15 protein-coding genes are annotated in these 16028 nt (G+C 62.9%); all 15 read right to left on the bottom strand.

Annotated elements, in window-relative coordinates; all coding sequences use genetic code 11:
• Nucleotides 1–50: 50 nt before the first annotated feature.
• Nucleotides 51–1115: a multiple monosaccharide ABC transporter substrate-binding protein gene (gene chvE / locus U1R88_RS10880; RefSeq protein WP_322431233.1), complete on the bottom strand. Its 1065-nt coding sequence runs from the start codon at nucleotides 1113–1115 to the stop codon at nucleotides 51–53.
• Between the two features lie 172 nt (nucleotides 1116–1287).
• Nucleotides 1288–2319 carry an L-threonine 3-dehydrogenase gene (tdh, locus tag U1R88_RS10875; RefSeq protein ID WP_322431232.1) on the bottom strand — a complete coding sequence of 344 codons (1032 nt, stop codon included), beginning with the start codon at nucleotides 2317–2319 and terminating at the stop codon, nucleotides 1288–1290.
• A gap of 25 nt (nucleotides 2320–2344) precedes the next feature.
• Nucleotides 2345–2758 carry a type II toxin-antitoxin system VapC family toxin gene (locus tag U1R88_RS10870; RefSeq protein ID WP_311933211.1) on the bottom strand — a complete coding sequence of 138 codons (414 nt, stop codon included), beginning with the start codon at nucleotides 2756–2758 and terminating at the stop codon, nucleotides 2345–2347.
• Nucleotides 2758–3012 (bottom strand): type II toxin-antitoxin system Phd/YefM family antitoxin, encoded by a 255-nt coding sequence (locus U1R88_RS10865; RefSeq protein ID WP_068287089.1) that lies wholly within the window; start codon nucleotides 3010–3012, stop codon nucleotides 2758–2760. The genes U1R88_RS10870 and U1R88_RS10865 overlap by 1 nt, the downstream gene beginning before the upstream one ends.
• A gap of 64 nt (nucleotides 3013–3076) precedes the next feature.
• Entirely contained in the window at nucleotides 3077–4273 is a 1197-nt protein-coding gene (locus U1R88_RS10860) for a glycine C-acetyltransferase (RefSeq protein WP_322431231.1), read from the bottom strand.
• A gap of 181 nt (nucleotides 4274–4454) precedes the next feature.
• Nucleotides 4455–5375, bottom strand: coding sequence for a polyphosphate kinase 2 (gene ppk2 / locus U1R88_RS10855; RefSeq protein ID WP_322431230.1), 921 nt, complete (start codon nucleotides 5373–5375; stop codon nucleotides 4455–4457).
• 139 nt (nucleotides 5376–5514) lie between these two features.
• Complete coding sequence (locus U1R88_RS10850; protein WP_322431229.1) at nucleotides 5515–7119, bottom strand: GMC family oxidoreductase; 1605 nt, start codon at nucleotides 7117–7119, stop codon at nucleotides 5515–5517.
• Between the two features lie 66 nt (nucleotides 7120–7185).
• The gene (locus U1R88_RS10845) at nucleotides 7186–8046 is read right to left on the bottom strand and encodes a metallophosphoesterase (RefSeq protein WP_322431228.1); all 861 of its coding nucleotides are present in this window, start codon (nucleotides 8044–8046) and stop codon (nucleotides 7186–7188) included.
• 127 nt (nucleotides 8047–8173) lie between these two features.
• Nucleotides 8174–8749 (bottom strand): hypothetical protein, encoded by a 576-nt coding sequence (locus U1R88_RS10840; RefSeq protein WP_322431227.1) that lies wholly within the window; start codon nucleotides 8747–8749, stop codon nucleotides 8174–8176.
• Between the two features lie 56 nt (nucleotides 8750–8805).
• Nucleotides 8806–9702: a metallophosphoesterase gene (locus U1R88_RS10835; RefSeq protein WP_322431226.1), complete on the bottom strand. Its 897-nt coding sequence runs from the start codon at nucleotides 9700–9702 to the stop codon at nucleotides 8806–8808.
• Nucleotides 9703–9899: 197 nt separating this feature from the next.
• A complete protein-coding gene (locus tag U1R88_RS10830) occupies nucleotides 9900–11285 on the bottom strand; it encodes a class II 3-deoxy-7-phosphoheptulonate synthase (RefSeq protein ID WP_322431225.1) in 1386 nt (461 codons plus the stop codon).
• 256 nt (nucleotides 11286–11541) lie between these two features.
• On the bottom strand, nucleotides 11542–12744 hold the full coding sequence (locus U1R88_RS10825; RefSeq protein WP_322431224.1) for a tetratricopeptide repeat protein: 1203 nt from the start codon (nucleotides 12742–12744) through the stop codon (nucleotides 11542–11544).
• Between the two features lie 117 nt (nucleotides 12745–12861).
• Nucleotides 12862–14223, bottom strand: coding sequence for a glutathione-disulfide reductase (gene gor, locus U1R88_RS10820; RefSeq protein WP_322431223.1), 1362 nt, complete (start codon nucleotides 14221–14223; stop codon nucleotides 12862–12864).
• 230 nt (nucleotides 14224–14453) lie between these two features.
• Nucleotides 14454–15098, bottom strand: coding sequence for a DUF2059 domain-containing protein (locus U1R88_RS10815; RefSeq protein ID WP_322431222.1), 645 nt, complete (start codon nucleotides 15096–15098; stop codon nucleotides 14454–14456).
• Nucleotides 15099–15115: 17 nt separating this feature from the next.
• Nucleotides 15116–15814 (bottom strand): ribose-5-phosphate isomerase RpiA, encoded by a 699-nt coding sequence (gene rpiA, locus U1R88_RS10810; protein ID WP_322431221.1) that lies wholly within the window; start codon nucleotides 15812–15814, stop codon nucleotides 15116–15118.
• Between the last annotated feature and the right edge of the window lie 214 nt (nucleotides 15815–16028).

Genomic DNA, 16028 nt, shown 5'->3' with positions numbered 1-16028 from the left:
GGGAACGACCGGCGTTGCGGTCGCGGGTTACCGTTCGATGTCCCGAGCCCCTATTTCAACTGATCTTCCTTATAGTAGCCGCTGTCGACCAGCACCTGCTTCCAGTTGTCCTTGGTGACCAGGACCGGCTTGAGCAGATAGGTCGGCACCACCTTCTTGCCGTTGTCGTAGCTCTTGGTGTCGTTGATCTCGGGCTTGCCGCCGGAGAGCACGGCATCGACCATACCGACCGACACCTTGGCCAGTTCGCGGGTATCCTTGAAGACGGTGGAATATTGGTCACCGGCGATGATCGCCTTGACGGACGCGACTTCGGCGTCCTGGCCGGAGATGAAGGGGATCGGCTTGTCACCCGAGCCATAGCCGGCCGCCTTCAGAGAGGCGACGATGCCGTGGGCGAGGGTGTCGTTCGGCGACAGCACCGCGTCGACCTTCTTGTCGGTGTAGAAGGCGGAGAGAAGGTTGTCCATGCGCGACTGGGCGAGCGAGCCGTCCCAGTTCAGCGTACCGACCTTGTCCATGCCTGCCTGCTTGGACTGCACCACCAGCTTGCCGCTGTCGAGATAAGGCTGCAGCACCGACAGCGCGCCGTTGTAGAAGAAGAAGGCGTTGTTGTCGTCGGGCGAGCCGCCGAACAGCTCGATGTTGAAGGGGCCCTTGCCGTCCTTCAGGCCGAGAGCGGTCTCCAGCGACTGGGCCTGCAGCACGCCGACTTGGAAATTGTCGAAGGTGGCGTAGTAGTCGACATTCTCCGAATTGCGGATCAGGCGGTCATAGGCGATGACCTTCACGCCCTTGGCGGCGGCGGCCTTGAGAGCATCGGCCAGCGTGGTGCCGTCGATAGCCGCGATCACCAGCACCTTGTCGCCCTTGGTGAGCATGTTCTCGATCTGCGCGAGCTGGCCGGGAATATCGCCATTGGCATATTGCAGGTCGGCGCCATACCCCTTGGCTTCCAGCTGCTTGACGACATTCTTGCCGTCGTCGATCCAGCGCTCGACCGTCTTGTCCGGCATGGCGATGCCGACGGTCCCCTTGTCCTGCGCCAAGGCCGGCGTCACCAGAACACCGGCGACCAAAGCGCTCGCCAGACATAGCTTTTGAAACAATCCCATAGTGCCTCCCGATTTCATGAGTTACGTACCTCAATTCTCGTCACTGCAGCCGCCGATCTTTCGCTGCAATGGTACGACGAATGATAGATTAGTGCCTCAACCTGTCAACGACCCATGATGCACGGACCTCATGGATCGTCCTCGCCGAGACGCAATCGGCCACCCCTGCCCTTCAGGCATTCCAGTCGAGCACGATCTTCCCGCATTCGCCGCGCGCCATCGTCTCGAAGCCCTCGAGATAGTCAGCGACGGCCAGCCGATGGGTGATCACAGGACGGATGTTGAGCCCGCTCTGCAACATGGCCAGCATCTTGTGCCAGGTCTCGAACATTTCGCGGCCATAGATGCCCTTGATGGTCAGCATCTTGAAGACGATCTTGTTCCAGTCGACAGCGAAGGGCGTGGCAGGAATGCCCAGCATGGCGATCTTGGAGCCCATCAGCATGACGTCGAGCATCTGCTGGAAGGCCGCCGGCGCGCCGCTCATCTCCAGGCCGACATCGAATCCTTCCTTCATCTTCAGGCGGGCCATCACGTCGCGCAGATCTTCCTTGGCGACATTGACCGGCACGATATCAGCCACCTTGGCGGCGAGATCGAGGCGGACCGGATTGATGTCGGTGATCACCACATGGCGGGCACCGGCATGGCGGGCCACGGCCCCGGCCATGATGCCGATCGGGCCGGCGCCGGTGATCAGCACGTCCTCGCCGACGAGATCGAAGGACAGCGCCGTGTGCACCGCATTGCCGAGCGGATCGAGGATGGCGCCGAGCTCGTCGTCGACCTCCTCGGGCAGCGGAACGATGTTGAAGGCCGGCACCTTCACATATTCGGCGAAGGCGCCGGGCATATTGACGCCAATGCCGCGCGTGTCGGGATCGAGATGGAAGCGCCCTGCCCTTGTGGCCCGGCTCTTCATGCCGATGACGTGCCCCTCGCCCGACACGCGCTCGCCGATCTTGAGGCTGTGCACGGCCGAGCCGATCTCGACGATCTCACCGGCATATTCATGGCCGACGATCATCGGCACCGGCACCGTCTTCTGGGCCCAGGCGTCCCATTTGTAGATGTGGATGTCGGTGCCGCAGATGCCGGTTTTCCGCACCTTGACCAGGACATCGTTGGGCCCGAGTTCAGGCATCGGCTCATTGTCCGAAAACCAAAGGCCGGGTTCGGGCTTGGATTTGACGAGGGCTTTCATCTGTCAGGGCTTTCTTGGGAGGCCTTCAGGCTTGCCAGGGGTTGAAGACAGGAACGCCGAGGGGGCTAAAATCGGCGACATTTCGGGTGACCATGGTCAGGCCATGCTCCAAGGCCGTAGCCGCAATCATCGCATCCCGTTCGGGACGCCGGTCCGGGACATGCAGGCGCGCACATATCTGCGCGGTCCGAGATCCAAACTGTAAAATCCGGCCATCATAACTGGGCTCAACTTTGCCAACCAACCAGTTACGAAGAATTCCGCCTTGCGCGGGATCACGCCGCTCGATCGACAACACGCCAATTTCGAGTTCCATCAAGGTGACTGCAGAGATGAATTGTCTCGATCTGGCGGTGGCGTAAGCCCATTCGAGAAGCTTTGGCGCGGCAAGACGAGGACGACGCAACTCGGAGAGGACATTGGTATCCAGCAGGAACATCAGTCGAATACCGTCTCCCTGCGCACGATCTCACGCAAGCGCGGCGGCTCGAAATCGAAATCCGCTTCCGGTTCGTCCTGGCGGAGCAAATCCACGATGCTTGGCTCTTCCCCGACAAGGCGCTGATATTCCTCATGCTTCAGCAACACGAAGGCCGGCTTGCCGCGATCGGTGATCACGAGCGGGCCTTCCTCCGCGGCGCGCTTGGCTTTGCCGATATCGTGATTGAACTCCCGGCTGCTCATGTGCTTCATCGGAGACCTCCGCAGGATATGTAGTTACAATACTACACCCTGCAAAGCCAATCACGCAAAAAGATCAGATCACGCCCAGAACCTTGCCGGCATCGGTGAAGGCGTCGATGGCAAAATCGATATCGGCCTCCGTCAGACCGGCCGACATCTGGGTGCGGATGCGCGCCCTGCCCTTCGGCACCACCGGGAAGAAGAAGCCGGCGACATAGACGCCGCGTTCGTCGAGGGCACGAGCCATGTCCTGCGCGCGGCGGGCATCATGCAGCATCACCGGGATGATCGGCGTCTCGCCCTGCAGGAGCTCGAAGCCGGCCTTCTCCAGCCCGGCGCGGAAACGCCTGGTGTTGGCGAACAGTTTTTCGCGCAGGTCATCGCCCGCCTGAGCCAACTCGATCGCCTTCATCGAGCCGGCCGCGACCGGCGGGGCCAAAGAATTGGAGAAAAGATAGGGACGTGCACGCTGACGCAGGAGATCGATGATCGGCTGGCTGGCGGCGACATAGCCACCCATGGCGCCACCCAAGGCCTTGCCCAGCGTGCCGGTGAGGAGATCGACCTTGTCCTCCACCCCGGCGCGAGCGGGCGTGCCACGCCCCTCCGGCCCGATGAAGCCGGTGGCGTGGCAATCATCCACCATCACATTGGCGCCGTAGCGCCCGGCAAGGTCCGTGAGCGTCTTCAGGTCGGCGAGATAGCCGTCCATGGAAAACACGCCATCGGTGGCGATGACGATGTGGCGGGCATTGTCGGCCTTGGCCGCCTGCAACTGCACTTCGAGATCGTTCATGTCGCCATTGGCGAAGCGATAGCGCTTGGCCTTGCACAGGCGCACGCCGTCGATGATCGAGGCATGGTTCAGGCTGTCGGAAACGATGGCATCCTCGGCACCGAGCAAGGGCTCGAACACCCCGCCATTGGCGTCGAAGCAGGCGGCGAAGAGAATCGCGTCGTCCTTGTTGAGATAGCGGGCGATGGTGCGCTCGAGTTCGCGATGCAGGGTCTGCGTGCCGCAGATGAAACGTACCGAAGCCATGCCGAAGCCATGGCCGTCCATGGCCTGCTTGGCGGTAGCGATGATCTCGGGGTTATCGGCCAGGCCCAGATAATTGTTGGCACACAGATTGAGCATCGGCCGCCGTCCGGCCTTATCAGCGACTTCGATGCGGGCACGTTGCGGGCCGGCGATCTCGCGTTCGCTCTTCCACAAACCGTCCTTGGCGATTTCCGTCAGGGTGGATTTGACATGATCGACGAGCGACATCGGGCGGCTCCCTTGCACCTGTTTGGGTTCACAGGCCTAAGCCAAAACCAGCCGCGCTTCAAATGATGAGATCATGCCGAAAGTAGATGGGGGCATTCAGGGACTGGTCTTCAAACCGGCCTAGCAGCGATGCGCCCTCCGGCAGGGAAAAGGCGGGTTCGAAGACCCGCCTCCCGACTTCTCAGTACGTTTTCGGCACATACATTTCCGACGGCACGGGATGGCGCACATAGTCCTCGTGGCGCTCGCGATCGGGCAGGATCACCGACGGATGCTCGACCTGGCCATAGGGGATCTGGCCGAGCAGATGGCTGATGCAGTTGAGGCGCGCGCGCTTCTTGTCCACCGCCTCGACCACCCACCAGGGCGCTTCGGGAATGTGGGTGCGCTCAAGCATCACTTCCTTGGCCCTTGTATAGTCTTCCCAGCGCCGCCGGGATTCGACGTCCATCGGGCTCAGCTTCCACTGCTTGAGCGGATCCTGGATGCGCATGTTGAAGCGGAATTCCTGCTCCTCATCGGTGATCGAGAACCAGTATTTCAACAGGATGATGCCCGAACGCACCAGCATGCGCTCGAATTCGGGCGCGGAGCGGAAGAACTCCTCATATTCGGCATCGTTGCAGAAGCCCATGACATGCTCGACGCCTGCCCGGTTGTACCAGCTGCGGTCGAACAGCACCATTTCGCCGCCGGCCGGCAGATGGGCGACATAGCGCTGGAAATACCATTGCGTGCGCTCGCGCTCATTGGGCGCCGGCAAGGCGGCGACACGGCAGATGCGCGGGTTGAGGCGCTGGGTGATGCGCTTGATCACGCCGCCCTTGCCGGCGGAATCACGCCCCTCGAACAGCACGACGACCCGCAACTTGTGATGCTGGATCCAGTCCTGCAGCTCGACCAGTTCGTGCTGCAGGCGGAAGAGCTCGCGGAAATAGATCTTGCGATCGAGCGTGTCGCGCTCCTCCAGTTCGGGCGTGTCCCCGAGGATGCGGTCGAGGCGCGCCTCCTCCAGCTCCAGTTCCAGTTCCTCGTCATAGCCATCGGCGATCTCCTGCCGGATGCGGTCGAGATTGGGCCTGCTATCGGCTGGCGTGGTCATGCGAATACTCCTTGCGCGAAGGGTGGCTCGATCAACCGAACCCGTTTCGGGCGCCATAGGCCCATGCTTTGATGAAGCCCGTAGTGCAGGAATATTTCAGTTATGTGACAGCCCCGGCAAGCACCCCTTGCCGAGTTGCTCAGCCCATCTTCAGCCACTCCACGGCGCGATGGGCGATGGCCATCACCGGGGCATTGGTGTTGGCGCTGACGATCTCGGGCATCACCGAACAGTCGAACACGCGCAGGCCCTCGATGCCGCGAACGCGCAGCTGGGAATCGAGCACCGCCATCGGATCATCGTCCCGTCCCATGCGCGCCGTACCGACCGGGTGATAGTTGGTCTTGACCATGCGCTTGCAATGGGCGTGCAGATCGGCATCGGAAACTTTGTCGGCACCCGGCAGCATCTCGTGGGAGATCTTCTCCCTGATCGGCGAGGCGTCAAGGAAGGAACGGGCAAAACGCAGGCCCGCAATCATCAGCCTGATATCCTCGGAATGCTTGAGGAAGCCGCCATCGACAACCGGCGGCTCGAGCGGATCGGCCGAGCGCAGCCTCACCGTTCCCCGCGATTTCGGCCGGAGCAGGCAGGTGGTGAAGGTGACGCCGTCACAGGCGGTGACGTCTGTGATGTCGCGGTCGAGATAGACGGTCGGTACACAATAGATCTTCAGCGAAGCGTCGGCCTCGCGGTCGTCGGGATTGGTGAAGACGCAGGCTTCCACACCCGTGGTGGTTACCGGGCCCTGCTTGCGCAGGAGATAATCGAGCCCATTGCGGATCATGTTCCAGCCCTTGTCCTGGCCGAAATAGCCATAGCGGCCGTTGGAGGCGGCAATCACGGGCACCTCGCAATGATCCTGCAGGTTCTCTCCCACACCCGGCAGATCCACCCGGGGCTTGATGCCATGGCGCAGGAGATGGTCGGCCGGGCCGATGCCCGACAGCATCAGGAGCTTGGGCGTGACGTAGGTCCCGGCGGCTAGGATCACCGTTGCGGCGGATGCCCTGTGGGTCCGGCCGCCTTCCACATACTCGACACCCGTGCAGCTGATACCTTCGATGATGAGGCGCGTCACGATCGCTTCGGTGGTGATGGTCAAGCGTTCGTCGTCGCGCACCAGCGGCAGAAAGGCATCCACGGCCGAGCAGCGGCGCTTCGTCACCGGATCCATGGTGCCCTGCATCAGGCCGACGCCGCGTTGGCGTCCGGAATTGAAGTCGGGATTGAGCGGCTCACCCAGGGACGGCAGCGCCTGAAGGAAGGCCCTCGTCATCTCGCAGGTATGGAGCGGCCTCGTGACCTTGAGCGGGCCGGTGGTACCATGCACGGGCGTGTCGAGGTCGGCATTGCCTTCCATTGCAATGAAATGGGGGAGGATATCGGCATAGCGCCAGCCCTCCGCCCCGTAGTTCTCGGCCCAATTGTCGTAGTCGGCCGGTTGGCCGCGCATATAGACCATGGCATTGACCGAGGAGCCACCGCCCAGCACCCGTCCCTGCGGCACGATGGTGGCGCGCCCGTCGAGCTGGGGCTGGCGCTCCATCCTGTGCATGGTGAGATAGGTGTCCTTAGCCAGATATTTCATGTAGCCGGCCGGCATATGCATGATCGGATTCATGCGCGCCGGGCCGGCTTCCAGCATCAATACGCGCTGGCCGAGGTCGCGCACGAGCCGCATGGCGGTGACACAGCCCGACGAGCCGCCGCCAACGATGATGGTGTCGTAAGTCATGGCCATTCGAACCCGCCCCATTTGTCTGACGAGTTCGTTGTGTTTCACAACTTTCACCGAAGTGCAAACGGATTAGACCGTCGGCGGCGCCCCTGCCCCCAGGGTGATCAGCACGATCTCGGGCGGCACGCCGAAGCGCACCGGCAGCCCCGTCATGCCAAGGCCGCCCGAGACGACGAGGTGGCGATCCCCCTCGACGATATGGCCATAGGCAAAGCGGCTGCCGTAACGCGAGGGCACATGAATCACCCCGATGCCGGGCAGCACCACCTGCCCGCCATGCGTATGGCCACAGACCGTCAGGGCGATCCGATCGGGCACGTCGACGAAGATGTCCGGCTCATGCGCCAGCAGGATCGCCGGAGCGGTGTCGCCCACCTTGGCGAGCGTGCCCGGCAGATCGTCGAGGCCGTAATTGCCGTCGCCGAGGCCGAGCAGCCAGAAAGGCTGGCCGTCCTTGACGAGCCGCAGCGCCGCATTCTCCATCACATGGATGCCATGGGCCTTGAAGGCACGGCGGACATTGTCGCCGTCATGCCAACCGATATCGTGATTGCCGAGCACGGCATGCACGCCGAGCGGCGCGCGCAGGATGGAAAGTGCCCTGCCGCATTCCGACATCGGCACGAAGGAACCGACGCCGAAGCGGCCCATGCCGGCCTCGTAGTCGCCCGCCAGCAACACGATGTCGGGTTTGAGGGCATTAGTGGTGTGGGCGATCCGCTCGATATGGGCAGGCGTCATCCAGGGATTGATGGCATGGATGTCGGCAAGCACGGCAATGCGCAGCGTCGGGCCGCTTCTCCATTGGGGCGGTGCGACTTGGTACTGCGTCGCCAGCAACCGTCTTGGCTCGACCCCGAAGGCGTAGCCGCCGAACAGGAGGGGCGTGGCAAGGCCGGCCTTGAGAAGGAAATTGCGTCTGGAGAGCATGCGGAACCGTGAGGTATTTCAACGAACGAAAGGATCTTCGCGCATCTTTGTGGCGCTGCGGCAGCAACGATATGCAGGAGCGATGGAAAGAAAGCGCAATCGCCGTGCGTGTGTCAGGCGCGATTTGCTAAACTCCGAACCCGAAAACCCTCAGCCTACGATCCTTGTAGATGGCGGGCGCGACATGCCAACCGCGCCAACCGCGGGGTCGGAGAAGCAAAAGCATAACACCATCATCCAGAAACAAATCTCTGAATTCACTGGTTTTATTCGTTCCATGCTGATCGTCGTACCGTGATAGACAGCCCTTTACGCTCCAGAACATCTCGGCGATGGCATCCGACATTATGTCGAGATTGTTCAGCCTATTCACCACACCGACCAAAGATGCACCGGTGAAAATCAGGTAGTCTCCCCTTTGCAGATGCAGTCCTTGATAGTCTGGCGGTCTTCGCTCGAAGGGCAGGAGCTTGCTGAGCCTGTCGCCGGCTTTCCGTCTGTCGTCGGGATCAACGGAAGGCTCCTCTAGGACCTCGAATTCGGCGAAGAAGCAGTCGACACCGGCGATGAAGGCCACCGGCGGGCCCAGCTTGAACATGGCCGGGACCAGGGCGCGTACATCGGCGGGCGTCGGATTGCGGCACATATAGACGCCGGCACAGCATAATATCACCACGATGATCGCCCTCGCTTTCAGGGACAATCGGGTTTCGGCTCGCGTCTTTCGCCTTGTCGTCATCGTTCGTGACCCCGTCGCCCCTAGCTCATGGCTCGGTCGGCACTGCCCAGCGTGATCATCACGATCTCCGGCGGCACGCCGAAACGCACCGGCACGCCGGTCATGCCGAGGCCGCCCGAGACGACGAGATGGCGATCGTCCTCGACGATATGGCCATAGGCGAAACGCCGGCCATAGCGAGACGGGATGCCCCTGGGGCCGTAGAAGGGGATGCGGACTTGCCCGCCATGGGTGTGGCCACTGATGGTAAGGGCGATGCGACGCTGGCGATCATGTTTCGGCAGGGCGGCGAAGATGTCGGGTTCATGGGCCAGCAGGATTGCGGGCGCCTCGTCGCTCACTCTAGCAAGCGTGCCCGGCAGATCATCGAGGCCGGCCCCGCCCCGTCCGCCCCATTGATCACCGAGGCCGAGCAACCAGAAGGGCCTGCCGCCCCAGGACAACCGCAGGGCCTGGTTTTCCATGACGGGAATGCCATGCGCGGCGAAGGCGCGCCGGACATTGTCGCCACCCTTGCCACGCCGTCCCAGATCGTGATTGCCGAGCACGGCATGCACGCCCAGGGGAGCGCGAAGCAGCGAGAGCGCTCTGGCGCAATCCTCCATCGAGACATAGGAGCCGACACCATAGAGCGGCATGCTGGCCTCGTAGTCGCCGGCCAGCAGCACGACGTCGGGCTCGAGGGCGTTGGTGCCGTGCGCGATCCGCTCGATATGGGCGGGGCTCATCCAGGGATTGATGGCGTGGATGTCGGCGAGCACGGCGATGCGCAGCGTCGGCCCCGCGGACCAATTGTCCGGGGAAATTCGGTAATGTGTCACCACGAGACGCTGCGGCTCGACGCCGAAGGCATAACCGCCGGAGATGAGCGGCGTGGCGAGACCGGCCTTGAGCAGAAAATGGCGTCGGGAAAGCATTGGGATCCACGGACTGCGTTGGTTGCTCGGGCAACCTTGCCGCGTGGATGTGATGCGCAAATCGTCGAAAGATGCAGGATCGGAGGAAAGTCAGCGCAATCCCGTCGACGAAGGGCAGAAAAGCCAAGAGGCGGGCCAATGGACCCGCCTCTTCACATATTGATCGTCCGGTCGAGAGGGAATAACGACGTGCGCCGTCACTCCGCCGCGATGATGCTCGGCTTGACCTGGCCGGAACGTTCCTTCTTGACCAGATCCGCCACCATGAAGGCGACCTCGATGGCCTGCTCGGCATTGAGGCGCGGATCGCAATGGGTGTGGTAGCGGTCGGCGAGGTCGGCCTCGCTCACCGCGCGGGCGCCACCCGTGCATTCGGTGACGTTCTTGCCGGTCATCTCCAGATGCAGGCCGCCGGCATAGGTGCCCTCGGCCTGGTGCACGGCGAAGAAGCTCTTGATCTCGCCGGTGATCTGGTCGAACGGCCGGGTCTTGTAGCCGTTCGTCGCCTTCACGGTGTTGCCGTGCATGGGATCGCACGACCACACCACCGAACGACCCTCGCGCTTCACGGCGCGGATGAGTTCAGGCAGATGCTGCTCGACCTTGTCATGGCCGAAGCGTGCGATCAGGGTGAGGCGGCCCGGCTCGTTCTCGGGGTTGAGGATGTCGATCAGCCTGATCAGTTCGTCGGACTTGAGCGAGGGGCCGCATTTCAGGCCGATCGGGTTCTTGACGCCGCGGAAGAACTCGACATGGGCATGGTCGAGCTGGCGCGTGCGGTCACCGATCCAGACGAAGTGGCCCGAGGTGGCATAGGGATCGCCCGAGGTGGAGTCGATGCGGGTCATCGCCTGCTCATAGCCGAGCAGCAGGGCTTCGTGGCTGGTGTAGAAATCGGTGATGCGCATCTCCGGATGCAGCTCCGGATCGATGCCGCAGGCCCGCATGAAGTCGAGCGTCTCGGTAATACGCTCGGCCAGCGCCTGGTACTTCGAGCTCTGCGGCGAGTCCTTGACGAAGCCGAGCATCCACTGGTGCACATGGGCGAGATTGGCATAGCCGCCGGTGGCGAAGGCGCGCAGCAGGTTCAGCGTCGCCGCCGACTGGCGATAGGCTTCGAGCTGGCGGCGCGGATCGGGAATGCGGGCATCTGCCGTGAACTCAGTGCCGTTGACGATGTCGCCGCGATAGACCGGCAGCTCGATCTCGCCGACCTTCTCGGTGGGCGCCGAACGCGGCTTGGCGAACTGGCCGGCGATGCGGCCGACCTTCACCACCGGCGATGAGCCGGCGAAGGTGAGCACCACGGCCATCTGCAGGAAGACGCGGAAGAAGTCGCGGATATTGTCGGCGCCATGCTCGGCAAAGCTCTCGGCGCAATCGCCCCCTTGCAGAAGGAAAGCCTCTCCGGCTGCGACCTTGGCGAGCTGGCGCTTGAGCTTGCGCGCTTCACCGGCAAAAACGAGCGGCGGGAAGGTCGCGAGCGTCGCCTCGACGTCGTTGAGAGCCTTTTCGTCGGGATAGACGGGCGACTGCTGGATCGGCCTGGAACGCCAGCTCTGCGGTGTCCAACGCTCGGACATGAGTATACTTCCTGTTCTCAGGGCGAACCGGCTATAGCCGCCCTGCACGACTATGATACTTTCACGAGGCCGGCGTTTTCCGGCGAAGGCCGGTTCTATACGCGTCCGGCAAATAGAAAACCAGCGTAAAGCCGTGGTTTTCAGTCTCGTTTACGAAATCCTCGGGCAGGTTGGGACCGTTTTGGCGGGATCGCAGGCTTTCGGCCGCCGCCTGGAAACGTGTTGTCGAATGGAGAGACGGCTGAATGCCGGATCTTCAATTCTCCCGTCCGGCGAGGATCTTGAGCGCCTTCAGGGTCTCCCGATTGAGCGTACCCTTGGTCTTGCCGCTGTAGAGGCCACGGTCGACCAGGATCGACTGTACCTCCATGCGGGTATCCAGGCTCCAGGCTCCCCAATGGTCGGTGAGCTGGTTGAAGCTGTATTCGTTGCCGGCCGCGAGCGCCCGCATCAGCCACAGGGCCGCCGCCTTGCCGTCGGCCGGAATGCCGGTGCCATTGGCATAGGCAAAGGCGAGCCCCGCCATGCCGTCGGTGTTGCCGCGATCGGCAGCGAGGCGATAATAGGTGACCGACTTGGCCTCATCCTTTGGCACGCCGTCGCCGCTGAGATAGGCATAGGCGATCTTCACCAGCGCATCGTCGTCGCCCTGATCGGCGGCAGCCTGGAACAGGGCGACCGCCTTGGCGCCATCTTTCGGCACACCCTGCCCGCTCTGATAGGCCAGAGCAAGGTTGCGGGCTCCCGCCGGATCGCCCTTGTCGGCCGCCTCCTGGAACTGCCGGGCTGCTTCCGCGAAATCCTGGGTAACACCCTCGCCATCCCGATAGAGAAAGCCGAGATTGACATTGGCGGCGGCCAGCCCCGCCTCCGCCGCCTTCTTGTAGAGCGCCAGCGCCTCGGCCGGATCGACCTTTACGCCGCGCCCGACCTGATATTGATAGGCCAGGGAGTTGAGGCAATCGGCGTCGCCCTTGTCCGCGCATAGCTTGAACAGGCGGTTCGCCTCAGCGTCATTGCTCGGAATGCCGACACCGTCGCGTTCCCGCACCCCGGCCGAGAAGGCCGCGATCAGGCTGCCGAGATCGGCTGCCTTGCGATAGGCATCGAGCGCAGCCACGTCATTGCCGAGCTTTTCCTCGGCCCGCCCGAGCTGGAACTGAAAGCGAGCAACGGCAGGATAGCGGCCGGCGGCTTCCTGGCAGCGTGCCAGAGCCAGCGTGCCGTCAAGCGCCTCCATGGCGACGCCATCCACGACTTTCTGACTGTCCTCAGGACTGGCCGCCAGGCGATCGCAATCGGTGACGGCTTCTTCCGTCTGCGGCTGGGCCGGCGCGGCGCGCAAGGGGGGAACATGCCGCCCATGAGGCGGGGTGAGATTGAGCGCCCAAGCCGCGTTCGCCAGCACGATCATGCCGGCGGCCATCGCGCCGAAAATCACCACAGGAGCCCGCATCATGCCCTCCCCGAACCCCCTGCCCTGCCGCCCTCTGATGCGTAGCGGCTGAAAATCCAAGCGGGGGAATCGCCGCTATCGAACGGCGCGCACTCTGCAACCGGGTTGGTAAAGGCCGGCTTAGCGGACGGGGGTGCGCATCGTCACCAATTCCTCGGCCGCGCTTGGATGCAACGGCATGGTGGCATCGAAATCGGCCTTTGTCGCGCCCATCTTGACGCTGATCGCCAGCAATTGCGCCATTTCGGCCGCCCCTTCGCCGATAATATGCACACCGAGGACCTTGTCGCTCACCTTGTCGACCACGAGTTTCATAAACACGCGATCGCCGCTGCCCGACAGAGTGGCCTTCATGGCGCGGAACGAGGTCTGGAAGATGTTGACGCCGCCGCCGCATTCGGCGCGCGCTTCTTCCTCGCTCAATCCGACGGTGCCGATCTCCGGGGTCGAGAACACGGCCGTCGGCACGAGGCGATGATCGGCGAGCCAAGGCTTGTTGCCGAAGACGGTATCGGCAAAGGCATGGCCTTCGCGAATGGCGACGGGAGTAAGATTGATGCGATTGGTGACATCGCCCACCGCCCAGATCCCGGGCGCCGTGGTGCGCGACTGGTCGTCGACCGCGATAGCACCGGCAGTGTTGATCTCCACCCCGACCGTTTCCAGACCGAGACCCGCCGTATTGGGCTTGCGCCCGGTCGCCACCATGATCTCGCCGACATGGCGCGTCTGGCCGTTGGTGAGGGTCACTTGCCGCCCGCCGGCCTTGTCCGCCTCGATGCGCTTGAGATCCGTGCGGATCAGGATCTCGATGCCAGCCGCGCCCATCGCCTCCGTCAACACCCGGCGGACGTCGTCGTCGAAACCGCGCAGGATCGCCTCGCCGCGATAGACCAGGGTCACCTTCACGCCCAGCCGTTGCAGGAGGCAGGCGAACTCGACTGCAATGTAGCCCCCGCCGACGATGATCATCGTCTCCGGCAGGGCCGGCAGGTCGAAGACCTCGTTGGAGGTGATGGCATGCTCGGCGCCCGGCACGTTCGGCTTGACCGGCGCTCCCCCGGTCGCGATCAGGATCCGGCCGGCGGTGAAGCTGCGACCGCCATCGAGTTGCACGGTGTGCGGAGCGGTGATCACAGCCCGGCTCGGAAAAGTCGCTACCGATGATTTTTCCAGATTGGCGGAATAAGCCCGTTCCAGCCGGCTAATCTCTGCCTCTTTCGCGGCCACGAGCTTGGGCCAGGAAAATTCGGCCTCGGGTACCGTCCAACCGAAGCCGGCCGCCTCACGGAACTCATCGGCGAAACGGCTGGCCAGCACATAGAGCTTCTTGGGCACGCAGCCACGAATGACGCAGGTGCCACCGACCCGGAACTCCTCGGCGATGGCCACCCGCGCGCCATGGGACGCCGCGATACGGGCGGCGCGCACCCCGCCGGATCCCGCGCCGATCACGAACAGATCATAGTCGAATTGCGACATGGTACAGCCTGACTGCCATTGCCCGGCCTGCGGAAGCGTTCACCCGGGAGAGGATTGCGAAAGCATCTTGCGACGAGACGGACACATCTGGAATCGCAAAGATATGTCGAAATGAAGAGCCGAAGCAAAGAAGCGTTCATGCTCGAATGCGCCTTGCTTCGGCCCGTCTAAACGTAAGAAGCGGGACTGATGTGATCAATCCCGCTTCCGAACAAGGCTGATATTCGATTTTATTGGGCCGGTGCAGCGGGCTTGTCTGCTGCGGCCGGTGCATCCCCGGGGGCGTCGGTCGGCGAGGGACCGAGCTTGCCGCCCTTCTTCTCCACCTCTTCACGTACCCGCTTCATCACGCCGTCCTGAAGGTCCCTCGTCCAGCCCTGCACCACCGGCATCGAATCGCGCAGGATGATCTGCTGCTGGGTGGCCAGCTTCTTGCCGACCGGGCTCTCGTAGAAGGTGATCAGCTGCTTGAGTTCATCCTCGCTGAAACGCGTGGTGTAGAACTTGGCGAGGCTGTTATCGAGCTCGACCCGCTTTTTCATGAATTCGGGTACCAGCGAGATCGCGGCCTCGTTGATCAACTGGCTGAGCTCAGGACGCTGGCCCGTATAGATGGTGGTGGCCTGCTGCAGATATTGCGGAATGATGTCGTCGAAACCGACGGTGAGGCCGGAAGCCTTGAGGAACTGCACGGCCGTCGCCAGCTGCTCGGGCGTGGGCTGGGCGGCGTTGCCCGTCGGCACCTCGGCCGTTGGCGCCGGCGTGGCATTCTGCGCCGAAGCCGGCAGCGCTGCGGCGCTTGCGAGCAGTCCGGCGACCATGGCGGCGGCCAAGACGCGAACCTGCCCACAAACATGGCGTTGACGAAGCATCATGGAACTCCCATCACAAATCAGGCTGGCCCGATGAAGCGGACTCCCGAAGAGCCGGCGACGTAAGCGCCCTTGGCATATCCGAGAAACAGTCCGTGTTCGACGACACCGGGAATGGTGGATAGGCCCGCCGCCAAGGCAGCGGGATCGGGGATCTGTTGAAAGTGGCAATCAAGGATGTGGTGCCCGCCATCCGTGACGAAAACAAGGCCGTCAGGCTGATGACGCAGGCGTAATTCACCGGAAAGCCCGAGTTTCGCGGCAATACGTTCCACCGCGGCCCGGGTCGCACCGAAGCCGAAGGGAATGACTTCCACCGGCAACGGGAAGCGACCGAGCATCGGCACGACCTTGGATTCATCGGCGATCACCAGCATCGAAGCCGCCGCCGCTGCGACGATCTTCTCGCGCAGCAACGCACCGCCGCCACCCTTGATCAACCCGAGAGCCGGACCGATCTCGTCGGCGCCGTCAACGGCCAGATCGAGTTCGGGCGTTTCGTCGAGCGTGGTCAGGGGAATGCCCAGGCCCTTGGCCTGGTCGTGGGTGAATTCGGAGGCTGGCACGCAAATGACATCGAGGCCGCTACGCACCTTCTCGCCCAACAGGTCAACGAAGTGCTTGGCCGTCGAGCCATGGCCCAGGCCCAGCCTCATGCCGCTTTCGACATGGGCGAGCGCGGCTCGGGCTGCTTCGCGCTTCATGTCGTCAGGGGTCATGGCAACCTTATGCTGTTCGGGTTATCGGACGATACGTCCCAAGCGGAGTTCGGTCTTTTACAGATTCCTCCTGATCGCGTCATGGGCGCGATCAGGAGGAATCTGCCTAGGATCAGGCGGCGGTTATAACGGCTTTGCTGCCGATTGCATCAGTTAAGTTTGAGAAGCAAGGGGCTAGACACAAGGAAAATCGGCCTCCCCCTTTCGCCCGGCG

It is taken from the genome of Labrys sedimenti, assembly GCF_034424805.1.
GTDB lineage: Bacteria > Pseudomonadota > Alphaproteobacteria > Rhizobiales > Labraceae > Labrys > Labrys sedimenti.
The sequence above is the reverse complement of the archived record's forward strand: the minus strand, read 5'-3'. Positions and strand labels throughout refer to the sequence as shown.